The sequence below is a fragment of the Acinetobacter sp. YH12072 genome (assembly GCF_013419565.1).
GTDB lineage: Bacteria > Pseudomonadota > Gammaproteobacteria > Pseudomonadales > Moraxellaceae > Acinetobacter.
In genome coordinates this window covers 1-12,212 of sequence record NZ_VOZV01000052.1, presented here as the reverse complement: position 1 = coordinate 12,212, position 12,212 = coordinate 1, and the positions used below count along the sequence as shown (strand labels likewise).

Sequence of the window (12,212 nt, the reverse complement as noted above, 5' to 3'; positions counted from 1 at the left end):
GAGTCGTAAAGCTCAGAAAGCTGTTATTGAACAAAGAAATTTAAATCCTGTGCTTGACTCTTGCAGTTAAAAACAGGACATTTTAAATGGTTTATCGCATAGACATTTTAATTGGTGCATAACATAGAACAATAAACGTCTGTAAAATCAAAGTGTTTTTCAAATCGATGCTAAACTAAAATAGCATGAATCATCATGCTATTTTGTATTTATAAGAGCCTCCCATGCTGTACCCCATGCCCAAAAAAATCCAACTCGCGCCATCTCAAGCCAAATGGCAGCTTACATCAAATGAATCTGTTTTGGTTTTAGTCGGATTGCAAAACTTGCGTATGCAGCAGGGCATACAAGACAGCGACCTGATAACTCATCTGATCCAGATCAGTAATAAAGCCAAAGCACTCGATATTCCAATCGTTGATTTGTATGGCGATGATTTAATGCAAGGTATGCAGCAACTTGGAGAATATGCTTCAACTCATCCACAACTGATTTTTGCCGGACAAATCACACCGATGCTGAAACAGATCTTGCCACATCTGCAAAGTGTGACAGAACAAATTTGCATAATTAATGATGCAATTTTGATGCCTAGTCAGGAACAGCATATCCAGTGGATTGAGAATATATCGGCACAAGCTTTGCATCATATGAACAGCTATAGTCTGACCCGATTATGGAACTTAAGTGCGCCGTCAGAATATGTATTGTCAACTAAAGGCATCATGTTGGCAGTAGCTGAACAGCTGGATATGGATGCGCTGGAAATTGATCCTTATGCTGATTTAAAGCAGTATGGACTGGACTCTGTAGCAGTAGTCAGTCTGGTTGGCACATGGCGTGCGCATGGTGCTGATCTGCGTTATGAAGATGTGCTGGAACACTCGTCATTACATGATTTAGCGAGCTTTGTAATGCAATCTGCACGTCGATAATCGGTAATTGGGTAATTTTCTTAAAATAATCGGAAATTTCATCGCCATTTACATAAATGCGCATTGTAATTATCACTCAAGCTTTCTATTATGGCCGCCTTGTTTTTCGCGATCAGCGTGGGATTGAACTTTGAGTAATTTTCTAACCGAACATCTGATACATCGTGATGAAGATTTTATGGTCATCCATAAGCCTGCAGGCTTACTCACAGTGCCCGGTAAAACAGAAGATTTACAAGATTGCCTGATCAATCGCCTCATCAAATTAGAACCTAAAACTTTGCTGATCCATCGTCTGGATCGAGACACTTCCGGTATTTTAGTATTTGCCTTAAGCCGTGAAGGGCAAAAATCCATCTCCCGCCAGTTCCAGGAACGCCAAACCGATAAAACCTATCAAGCCATCGTGGCTGGAACATTAGAAGGCAAGGGTACAGTTGATGTGCCTGTCATTTACGATCCAAGCCGTCCACCACTGCATATTGCTGAACCGAATCATAATAAGCCGGCAATTACAGAATGGCAGGCCATCGAACATTTTGAAATTCAGAGGCAAGCTGTGACTCGGGTGAAACTGACTCCGATTACCGGTCGTTCACATCAGCTCCGTGTACATATGCAATATCTCGGGCATCCGATTATTGGCGATACCTTGTATGCAACGCCAGAGCAGCAACAGCTTAGTCCGCGTCTATGCTTACATGCCGAGCGTTTAAGTTTTTATCATCCTAAAACACAACAGTTAATTGAATTTAATTGTCCGGCTGAATTCTAGGAAATACTTGTTTAATCGACGTGAATTATGCTCACTTTTTAGTGGGCTTTATGTCAAAATACATTGCTTGAAGGTGTGAAATTTTGCTCAAATGACGTTTCGTGATTGAGCCTGATATTCATAATCTTGTACTTAAGATAAAGGTGGAAAAATTGCAGCAATTTGCTATTGGTCAACGTTGGTTATCAGATACTGAAACAGAACTCGGTTTAGGGGTTCTCATTGATGTTGATGAGCGATCGGTCAGCATTTTATTCCCAAAAAGCGATGAAACTCGCGTCTATGCTCGCAGTAACGCACCCTTATCTCGTATCGTATTCAATGCGAATGACGAACTGCAAGATCAGGAAGGTACGATCTGGACCGTTGAGTCAGTTGAAGACCGCAATGGTGTAGTGCGTTATCACGTGGTTCGTACTCTTGAAGATGGTACAGAAGAACGTAAAGCTTTAAATGAAACCCGTGTAGGTGCAACGATCCAGTTGTCTAAACCTTTAGATCGTTTACTGGCTAGCCAGATTGACTATAAAGAGTGGTATGACCTGCGTATTGAAGCCTTGCTCATGCAAGCCAATATGCAAACCAGTCCATTGCGTGGCTTGGTCGGTTCGCGTGTGGGTCTGATTCCACACCAGTTGTATATCGCACATGAAGTCGGTCAGCGTTTCGCGCCGCGTGTTTTACTGGCCGATGAAGTAGGCTTGGGTAAAACCATCGAAGCAGGTCTGATCATTCATCAGCAACTTAAAACTGGCCGTTCTGAACGTATTCTGATCTTGGTCCCGGATTCACTGCAATATCAGTGGATGATTGAGATGCGCCGTCGTTTCAATCTTGAATTCTCCCTATTTGATTTGGCTCGTACTGCATCGATCAAAGAGCATGATCCTGATCTAAATCCGTTCCTGACTGAGCAGCGCATTATCGCTTCTGTGGACTTGATGGTGGATCACGAAGATCTACGCGAACAGGCGATTGAAGCGGGCTTTGACCTGTTGGTTGTCGATGAAGCGCATCACCTGATGTGGTCTGAGGAAGAAGGCGGCAATGACCGTTATGATCTGATCGAAGAGCTGGCAGAGAAAACACCGGGCGTATTGTTATTGACTGCAACACCAGAACAGCTCGGTGTAGAATCTCACTTTGCACGTCTACGTTTACTTGATCCGCAACGTTTCAGTTCATTGGATCGTTTCCTAGATGAAGAAGAGCAATATCAGCATACCGCTAAAATCGCTGAAGTACTGATGTCAGACCTTCCACTGGAAGCTGAGCATTTCACTGCGATTGAAAGCCTGCTTGGTCATGCGATTGAAGATACCCCAGAGCAACGTTTCCGTGCCATTCATGAATTGCTAGACCGTCATGGTACGGGTCGTATCCTGTTTCGTAACACACGTGAAGCGATTCAGGGCTTCCCGGGTCGTGACTGTCAGCCAGCACCATTGCCAGCGCCAGAAAACTGGTCTAAAGATGGCAAACTACGTGAACAGATGTGGCCGGAAGAATCTCAACTTGATGGCTCGTGGATGGAAACCGATCCGCGTGTAATGTGGTTGATGGAAAAGCTGCGTACTGATCTGAAACACAAAAAAGTATTACTGATTGCCCGTAGTGGTCCAGTGGTTGAAGCACTGGAAAATGTATTACGTCTGCATGCAGGTATCCGTACTGCCATGTTCCATGAAGGCATGAGTCTTTTGGAACGTGACCAGGCAGCAGCTTATTTTGCTGAAGAATCTTATGGTGCACAGATTCTGTTATGTTCTGAAATCGGTTCAGAAGGCCGTAACTTTCAGTTTGCATCAGACTTGATCCTGTTTGACTTACCGGCCAATCCGGATGTTTTGGAACAGCGTATTGGTCGTCTGGATCGTATCGGTCAGGAAAACCGTATCCAGATTCATGTGCCTTATCTGGTGGGTACTGCGCAGGAGCGTATGTTCCGTTGGTATAACGAAGCGCTGAATATTTTCAGCAACATTTCTCCAACGGCGCAAACGCTGCAAGAAAACTTTATTGTTGCCCTGAAAGATTGCTTGCTGGCAGATAAAGGTCAGGAATTTGAAGATCTGCTGGAAGAAGTTAGCGTACAACGTGAAGCGCTTGAAGCCGAGTTGCAGGAAGGTCGTGACCGTCTGCTTGAGTACAATTCTTGCCGTCCCGTCGTGGCACAGGAAATTGTTAATGCGCTTGAAGACTATGATGACAATACCACCTTGCCAATGTTCATGAAGCGTTTTATGGCATCGACCAATATCGACTTTGATGAGCAAAGCAATGGTACGGTGATCATCAAGCCAACGGATCAGATGCAGGTACAAGGTTTGACCCTGGATGAAGAGGGTATGACAGCCACCTTCTATCGTGACCAGGCTCAGATCCGTGAAGATGCTCAATATCTAACTTTAGAGCATCCATTCACTGAAAGCGTGATGGAAATGATCAATACTCAGGGCTTTGGTAGTACCAACGTTGCGGTCTTAAAGTCTGCAGCATTGCCACAAGGTTCTGTATTGATGGAAGTGTGGTTCAAGGTTGATGTGGTTGCACCAAAAGCACTGAACTTACCGTCAAGCTTGCCACAGCAGCTGATCCGTGTATTGCTGAGTGAAAAAGGTCAGGATCTGTCTCAGAAGATTGCGCCTGAAATCCTGAAACCATATCTACATCATTTAGATGGCAATAGCTGCCGTCAGGTAGTGAAAGCGCGCCGTGAAGTAATTGAAGCGCGTTATCAACAAGCATTGGAATTGGCTCGTTCAGCATTGCCAAACTTCAAGCAGCAGGCTAAAGAAGTATATGGTAATAAATGGCAGTATGAAATTGACCGTCTGACTTACTTAAAACAGTTCAACCCAAGTATCCGTGAAGATGAAATCGCACGTTTACAGAAATTGCAGAAAGAAGGTTTGAGTTTGTTAGAAGGTTTATCTGTAACACCTGAAGCGATTCAAGTAATGGTCGTGGTTAAGCCATAAGATCTAATGAATTATGAAAGCAGCTTTCGGGCTGCTTTTTTATGGCTGGAATTAAAGTCATGATTGAGCTTTTGGTCGGGCTGTGCTAGCTGATATTTTCTGTATTGTTTAAAATCAGCACCTCTAAGAATAAGAAATAAATACTATGTCCAAAGCACTGATTACTGTTGGCGCGAAAACCAGCCATGGCGGTATGGTCACTGAATGTGAAAACTCTTTTTTAATTAATGGCATGGCGGTGCATCTGAATGGCATGAAGCATTACTGTCCCAAGTGCCAAACTACCGTGACAGCTATTGCTAGTGATTTATCTACAATAGTCAAAGGCAGGGCTGTAATCATTGCTGGAGATAAAGCCAGTTGTGGAGCCACTTTTTTGCCGATGCAAAACCTGACTATTTCCAAAAAATAATCATCTATATCCAGACATGAGTTCATAGTGACTTAAAGGTCATAGATTGATGAATTTGGTTCTGTAGAATTTTGCATTTCAATATTAAGCTTCTTTCAGACTTTATAAAGAAATGATCAAAGAAAATAATGAAACAGGTTTTGCATTTTACTCATGCCAATGGCATTCCATCGGCAAGCTATCGCAAGTTTTTAAATTATTTTCAGGATGAATATCAGGTCAAGGCAATTCCGCTGATCGGGATGAATCCAGCCTATCCAATTACCAAAGACTGGCGTTATCTAGTAAATGAAGTGATACAGGATATCCAGCAGCAATCTCCGGATCAAAAGGTGATTGGGCTGGGACATTCATTTGGTGGTTTGATAACTTTAATGGCAGCCTATCAACGTCCGGATTTATTTTCCAAACTGGTGATCATGGATCCACCTTTCGTGATTGGTAAAAACAGTGCACTGTTTGAAGTCGTGAAAAAGCTCAACTTAAAAAGTATTGACCGTTTCACTCCGGCAGGTATTACCCTAAAACGTAAAGATTACTGGCCATCTAAACAGGACGCCGTTGAAGCGCTGAGATCGAATCGTCTGTTTAAGCATTTTGATGAGCAATGTTTTCAGGATTATATCGAAAGCGGGATTGTGCCTGATCAAGAGCGTGGAGGGGTAACTTTAGCCATTCCCAAACAGATTGAGGCAGAAATTTTCCGGACTGTACCGGCTTGGTGGTGGCGTACACCAAGAAAACCACCCCAGGTTCCGATACATTTAATCACAGCAGAGCGCAGCCAGTTTTATCAGCAAGGTTTACCACAAGGCATGCATAAGGTTTACCAAATTCATTATTCGGTGGTGCAGGGCGGACATATGTTTCCACTAGAGCATCCGGAAATGACGGCAAACCATGTTAAAGCCAGATTGAATAAGCTTTAATCTTGGTAATAAAAAAGACTCACTAAGAGTCTTTTTTTTCAGCTGGCTTAACGGATCTGAGATTGATCCAGATGACGGGCACCTTCCAGAATCATGCGAATCATGATCATGGTCTGTTCCGCAATTTCCTTACGGTCTTCAGGTGCCATATCGATCACATTGGCACCCATATTAAATACCAGTTGGGTAATCGCTCTGGCCGCAATCTCGGGATGAAATAATTTTTTATTATTTAGTCGTTCCAGACGGATCAGGTCTTCCTGAAGCTCCTGCTGGAAATAATTCAATTGGCGTTCGACTGCCTGTTTATAAGATTTTGAACCAGTATAGCCTTCACGTAACAACAGGCTTAAATTGCCTTCATCAGCATCCAGCTGAGCAATAAAGACTTCAACAGAGCTACGAATAATACTGTTCTGTTTCGATGCTTTTAGACGAGATTCATTGAGAATCTGACGCAGCACAATCCCGGCACGATCAATCAGCTCAATCGCCAGTTCATCGATATCTTTAAAATGACGATAAAAACTGTTCGGAGCAATTCCAGCCTCACGAGCAACTTCACGCAAGCTTAAAGATGAAATACTTTTTTGTGGTCCGATCAGGTTTAAAGCAGCCTGGAACAGTTCTTCCTTGGTAATGGTCGCTTTACGGCCCACACTACGGACAATAATGGGCTCATCAATGCTTTTCGATGGTAAAGACGCGTCACTGCTTATTTTCATTGAAGGCTCATTCATGAGGTGATTAGTAAAAGGCATTAACACATTATAACGAAGGCAGTCCAGCTTGTGAAATGATTAGAAACAATACAAATGTATATACAAATATATATACAAGTGTATAATAATTAAAAATCCAAGGTGATGTCTAAAACGATGCCTGTACTCGAAAAGCTTAAAACGCCATTAAATACGCTGAAAGAGAGTGTGATTGATCCATATGCGATTAATTTCTGGATGCAGAAATTAAATCCTTTATGGTCAATGAATCAGCCCTTAGGCAAGATTGTGCGCAAAGAACATGCTGCGCAGGATATGCTGAGCCTGACGATTCGTGTCAATCATTTATTCCAGTTCGGTCAGGCGGGCCAGCATCATCCTGTATTTGTGGTGGTGAACGGCATTCGTTATGAACGTAGCTATAGTCTGACCCGTATTGATCAGCAGCATATTTTATTGACGGTTAAAAAAGTGAATGCGGGTAAAGTTACTACCTGGTTTGCTGAACAGGCTGAAGTCGGCGATATCATTGAATTCGGTCAGCCTTTCGGTGACATGACTTTGCCAGAACAGGACAGCCCATTGCTTTTGCTTGCTGCGGGTAGTGGTATCACCCCAATGCTGAGTATGCTGGAAGCTTTAAAAGATAAAGCTGAACTGGTTGCACCAGTAACTTTATGGTACTGGGTTAAGAAAAACCAGGATGCTGCTTTCATTGCGCGTTTTGAAGAGCTGGCACAAAAGTTTTCAAACTTTTCTTATCAGGTATTTGCAACTCAGGAACAACCGGCTGCACCGCGTCTTGATGAATCTTATCTAGACCAATTGCAAGCATTGGAACAAAGTACAGTCTATGCATGTGGACCATCAGGTTTTGTTGCGACTGCAGAACGACTGTTTGCTTCAGCGAAACTGTTCAAAAGTGAAGCGTTCAGCATGAGTCTGAATGATGAAGCTGATACCGGTTTTGTCAATGTAACCCTGACTCAATCAAAAAAAATCGTCACGATTCCTAAAGGCCAGTCGATTCTGGTGAGTCTGGAACAACAGAATATCCGACCGACCCATGGCTGTCGTATGGGCATCTGTAATAAATGTGCCTGTAATAAAGCGGAAGGTTCAACCAAGAATCTGGTCAATGGCGCACAAAATACCGAGCCGGGTAATCTTTTAAAAATTTGTGTTAACTCAGCGCAGACTGACCTTGTCATCGACTTATAAGCGAGTTTTATCCTATGAATATGCCAGTAAAATTACAGTATTTTAAAAATCCTAAAAACCGTGAACTGACCCAGTCTGAGCTAGATGAACTTGCACGTGAGCTTGATGCCATCAAACAGGAAGTGCTGGATGATTTAGGTGAAAAAGATGCCAAATATATCCGTCGCGTATATTCGAGTATCCGTTATTCATCGATTGCAGGTCGTGCCTTATTATTTGCAGGATGGTTCCCGCCAGCATGGTTGTTGGGTACAGGCTTATTAGGCTTTGCCAAAATCATGGAAAATATGGAATTGGGTCATAATGTCATGCACGGTCAATATGACTGGATGAATGATCCGAAGCTCAATGGCCAAACCTACGAGTGGGATATTGTCGGAACTTCAGACAACTGGCGTCAAACCCATAACTTCAAGCATCATACCTATACCAATATTAAAGGCATGGATGATGATATTGGTTATGGCTTGTTGCGTTTGTTCCCTGAGCAACGCTGGAAACCAGGTTATTTATTACAGCCAATTTACAGTATTCCATTTTGCTTGTTATTCCAGTGGGGCGTAGCCATTCAAAACCTTGAATTGGGTAAATACTTCAAAGGCCGTAAAACCAAAGAACAAACTCTTGAAGAATGGAAGCCAATGCAGCGTAAAATTGGCAAGCAATTATTCAAAGATTATGTATTCTTCCCGTTGATTGCAGGTCCTGCAGCATTACCGGTATTGACAGGTAACCTGGTGGCAAATGGCCTTCGTAATATCTGGACTTTCAGTATTATTTTCTGTGGTCACTTTACTAAAGATGTAGAAGTGTTTCCGAAAGCTGTGATGGAAAATGAAAGTCGTGGTCACTGGTATATGCGCCAGATTCGTGGTTCTTCAAACTTAACCGGTTCAGAAGCGTTTCATATTTTGACTGGACATTTAAGCCATCAGATTGAACATCACTTATATCCAGATGTGCCTGCACGCCGTTATCGTCAAATGGCGCCAAAGGTAGAAGCGGTATGTAAAAAATATGGTCTGAACTATAACAATGCTAGTCTGGTAAAACAGTATGGCAGCGTAATTAAACGTATTGTGAAATATGCTTTTCCGTTTAAGAAGTAAGATGGATTTCAATAAAAAACCGCTATTCATAGCGGTTTTTTATTATTCTCAGTTTAATTAATTATTTTAAGCTCAGACTCGGGTAAATTCATTTCAAGTAGTGGAAGTACTTTATCTCGTCCTTCCAGATAAGCATACTGTGCAAGGCATAACATTGCCTCATCTTCTTCGCTATTTCCATAAGCATAAATTTCAGCATAATCTTCTAAATTATATTTTTCCAAGATTCTACTTTTCTTCTGATCCTTACTACAATCAGGTGTGTTGTATAAACCTGTCATTTTGCCTGTCAGAATTTCTACTTCACTACAAATCAGGTCAATGCCTAAATAAGTACAAACCGGTTTTAAATATAAATCCAGTGAAGCAGAAACGAGAACGACTTGATGCCCGAGTTGCTGATGTTGTCTAAGTTGCTTTAATAGCTTGGGATTTAATCTTAAAACAAGCTGCTGTGCATATTCTTCGGCAAGCTGCTGAATTTCATGCGCATGACTATTTTTGAACATGGTGTAATACAGCTTTGGGCGCATTGCATGAGCAGGATAGAGCTTAAGATAGTAAGCCTGAATCCAAGGCAGAATACGAATGCCACGTTTTAAAATCTGCCTTTTCTTTAAAGCATAGAAAATGAACCCTGTAAAACTGTCATAAGGATACAGGGTTCCATCAAAATCAAATAAGGCTAGAGTTTTATGTTTTTGATGCGGCGCATGCATGTTTGATAACGACCATCGACACGGCTGGCAAACCAGTTAGTATTATACTCACGACTCAATTTTGGGCCTGAGATCACGACTTCTGGCATCATTGCATAAATTGGCTCTTTACCGGTTTTTTCTTGATAAAGTTTACTGATGCCACGATAAGTTATAGTATCTTCAAAATCTTTAACTTTTTCTTTTTTTAAATCCGCCCGAATCTGACGTTCAGTAATAATAAAATTATTTTTTGCAAAAACGCTGATGAGCTCTCGTTCAGATTGACTCTTTTGTGAGCGAATCGCGCCATCTTTAGTATATAGTAGTAAATCGCCATCCAGGCTCAATTCGGCATCGGTTAAGCTATTTAACATGCTCTGGAATGCTGCATTACGGCTGGAATACATCCCAGAGTTATAATCAGCAAAACGATAAATCGGTTTTTCATAATCCGCAGGGTACATCATCAATCGATGAATCCCATAATACAGTCCACCATACTGGCTATACAGGTCACTACGCAAATCAGCAATACTGCCCCCTTGACGTTTATATTCCTTGGCATAGCTGATATGAACCTGCATGGAACCCAAAGTTGTAATCGGATTCATTTTTTCGCCAATATTTTGTCCAAATAGTTTGGCTGCACCTGTCAGTGCACTTACATGATAATGCTTGGCCATGTAATCAAAGATTTCACGATAAAGTTCATCTAATTGACGTTCGGTTTTGACCCGGCGCATCTGGCTTAGATAATTGTCTTCTGGGCTTGGCTGGTTTTTCAGTACATCCTGGAAATATCCTGCAACTGTTCCACCGATACTTTCACCAAGTTTATCTTTAAATTTTTCTTCCAGACGTTCCTGAACTTCTTTAACGGCTTTTTCACCAAGACCAGGAACTACCGGGTCTGCATTAAAGTTAGATTCCTGATCGACAACTGCCACGATTGAACAGATATTCTCTTTGGTTTGTGGAATACCGAGCTGGTCAGTGATGTCATAAATATCTTGTGCCCAGGATTCACGCTGGCTGACACGACCTGGAATGGCTTTACGAATATGTTCAACTTCAAGAGTTGGTTCATCATTTGACCACCATGAACCATTGCCACACCCTACAAGGCTAATAGATAAAGCAAGTATGGATACGGACTTAAGAGAAAAAACTTGAGCAAAATATTTGTTCATGGTGTCGTAAATAAATTGAAAAGATGAGTGAACAAGGCAGATGCAGTATACTATGCCCATCAGAAAAGTGATGAATTTATATCTATATTCATTGTAGTTAATAGTCAGTTTCTCAAGCGTAGATGTCTAAAATCCATGAAAGCATATTTATAAAATAAAATTTATTCTAAGATATAGGATTTAATAAATAAATTTATTGTAAAAAAAGCCCACTAAATATGGGCCTATATCTAATTTTAATGTTACTCCCTGAAAGGGTCACTTTTCCATGACCTAATCTCAGCAAAAACTAGAAGGGTAATGATGGTAAATAAGACACCAATTTCCAGAAAAAAAACATCTTTAGCTAAACCAGCTAGACTAAACGTGATTAAACTAGTAATAGAAGATATAAATAGCAAAAAAAACATAAAAATACGTTTCATTTAACAATAACCTGTTAAAATGGATGATAAATCACATAAATATTATATGTTATAAATGCTGTGATAGATAATAGATCTCTTTCATAAATCAAAAAACGATCTTCTTTTTGGTTAATATTTGCACTCTGGATTTCTTGGCATTCGTGCATAATCTGCGGATGAAATACATCGATTCAAACAAGCTTTCTGATCCTCAGTTCAAGCGATACGCAGGCATCTCATGGTCAACTTTCTATTTGATGGTTGAGCAATTGCAGAAACATGTCTCTGCCAAAGGCAGACCGCCCAAGTTAAGCCTGGAGGATCAGGTTCTGCTCTGTCTGAGCTATTGGCGGGAATACCGAACCTTATTTCATGTTGCGACGAGTTACGGGGTTTCAGAGCCCACAGCCTCAAGAATTGTCCGTCATGTTGAAGACTGCCTGATTCGGTCCAATCTGTTTAATTTATCCAAAGATTTACCCAAGGGCGAAGGCATCGACTGGAATGTTGTAATCGTGGATGCCACAGAAATTCCAATCCAAAGGCCTAAAAAAACAGAAGAAAAGCTATAGCGGTAAGAAAAAGACCCATACCTTTAAAGTACAGGCCATGATTCACTACAAAACTCAGCAAATTCTGAGTTTATGTACCAGTCGCGGTGCAGTGCATGATTTCGAGTTGTTCAAACGCAATTTAAACCAGATTCCTTTTGGGGCTTTTATTCTTGCAGATAAAGGCTATCAGGGGATTTATGTGTTGTATCCGAATAGCCTGTTGCCATTAAAAGCCAAAAGACACTGTAAATTGGATCCTGAATTGAAAATCTATAA

12 protein-coding genes are annotated in these 12,212 nt (G+C 41.4%); 9 read left to right on the top strand and 3 right to left on the bottom strand.

Annotated elements, in window-relative coordinates:
* Positions 1 to 224: 224 nt before the first annotated feature.
* The 5 genes from FTU19_RS14965 (at position 225) to FTU19_RS14945 (ending at position 6,032) form a co-directional block, all read left to right on the top strand.
* The gene (locus FTU19_RS14965) at positions 225 to 935 is read left to right on the top strand and encodes a phosphopantetheine-binding protein (RefSeq protein ID WP_180016647.1); all 711 of its coding nucleotides are present in this window, start codon (positions 225 to 227) and stop codon (positions 933 to 935) included.
* A 178-nt stretch (positions 936 to 1,113) separates the two neighbouring features.
* The gene (locus FTU19_RS14960; RefSeq protein ID WP_306669877.1) at positions 1,114 to 1,710 is read left to right on the top strand and encodes an RluA family pseudouridine synthase; all 597 of its coding nucleotides are present in this window, start codon (positions 1,114 to 1,116) and stop codon (positions 1,708 to 1,710) included.
* A 143-nt stretch (positions 1,711 to 1,853) separates the two neighbouring features.
* Complete coding sequence (gene rapA / locus FTU19_RS14955; protein ID WP_180016645.1) at positions 1,854 to 4,691, top strand: RNA polymerase-associated protein RapA; 2,838 nt, start codon at positions 1,854 to 1,856, stop codon at positions 4,689 to 4,691.
* Between the two features lie 145 nt (positions 4,692 to 4,836).
* Positions 4,837 to 5,103, top strand: coding sequence for a PAAR domain-containing protein (locus FTU19_RS14950; protein ID WP_180013129.1), 267 nt, complete (start codon positions 4,837 to 4,839; stop codon positions 5,101 to 5,103).
* Between the two features lie 128 nt (positions 5,104 to 5,231).
* Positions 5,232 to 6,032: an alpha/beta fold hydrolase gene (locus FTU19_RS14945; RefSeq protein ID WP_034702914.1), complete on the top strand. Its 801-nt coding sequence runs from the start codon at positions 5,232 to 5,234 to the stop codon at positions 6,030 to 6,032.
* A gap of 47 nt (positions 6,033 to 6,079) precedes the next feature.
* On the opposite strand, the gene fabR is transcribed toward FTU19_RS14945, so the two are convergent.
* Positions 6,080 to 6,757 carry an HTH-type transcriptional repressor FabR gene (gene fabR / locus FTU19_RS14940; protein ID WP_004786319.1) on the bottom strand — a complete coding sequence of 226 codons (678 nt, stop codon included), beginning with the start codon at positions 6,755 to 6,757 and terminating at the stop codon, positions 6,080 to 6,082.
* Positions 6,758 to 6,910: 153 nt separating this feature from the next.
* Here fabR and FTU19_RS14935 point away from each other — a divergent pair, with 153 nt between their 5' ends.
* Both FTU19_RS14935 and FTU19_RS14930 read left to right on the top strand, forming a co-directional pair.
* Positions 6,911 to 7,975, top strand: coding sequence for a ferredoxin reductase (locus FTU19_RS14935; RefSeq protein ID WP_125279328.1), 1,065 nt, complete (start codon positions 6,911 to 6,913; stop codon positions 7,973 to 7,975).
* 14 nt (positions 7,976 to 7,989) lie between these two features.
* Entirely contained in the window at positions 7,990 to 9,084 is a 1,095-nt protein-coding gene (locus FTU19_RS14930; protein WP_004786314.1) for an acyl-CoA desaturase, read from the top strand.
* A 53-nt stretch (positions 9,085 to 9,137) separates the two neighbouring features.
* On the opposite strand, the gene FTU19_RS14925 is transcribed toward FTU19_RS14930, so the two are convergent.
* Complete coding sequence (locus FTU19_RS14925) at positions 9,138 to 9,803, bottom strand: HAD family hydrolase (RefSeq protein ID WP_180016644.1); 666 nt, start codon at positions 9,801 to 9,803, stop codon at positions 9,138 to 9,140.
* Positions 9,770 to 10,975 carry a DUF1615 domain-containing protein gene (locus FTU19_RS14920; RefSeq protein ID WP_180016643.1) on the bottom strand — a complete coding sequence of 402 codons (1,206 nt, stop codon included), beginning with the start codon at positions 10,973 to 10,975 and terminating at the stop codon, positions 9,770 to 9,772. The genes FTU19_RS14925 and FTU19_RS14920 overlap by 34 nt, the downstream gene beginning before the upstream one ends.
* A gap of 532 nt (positions 10,976 to 11,507) precedes the next feature.
* Here FTU19_RS14920 and FTU19_RS14915 point away from each other — a divergent pair.
* Both FTU19_RS14915 and FTU19_RS14910 read left to right on the top strand, forming a co-directional pair.
* Complete coding sequence (locus FTU19_RS14915) at positions 11,508 to 11,954, top strand: transposase family protein (RefSeq protein WP_180131807.1); 447 nt, start codon at positions 11,508 to 11,510, stop codon at positions 11,952 to 11,954.
* Positions 11,902 to 12,212, top strand: a 311-nt coding sequence (locus FTU19_RS14910) for a transposase (RefSeq protein WP_180131805.1), incomplete at its 3' end; no start/stop codon positions are given. The genes FTU19_RS14915 and FTU19_RS14910, both read left to right, overlap by 53 nt.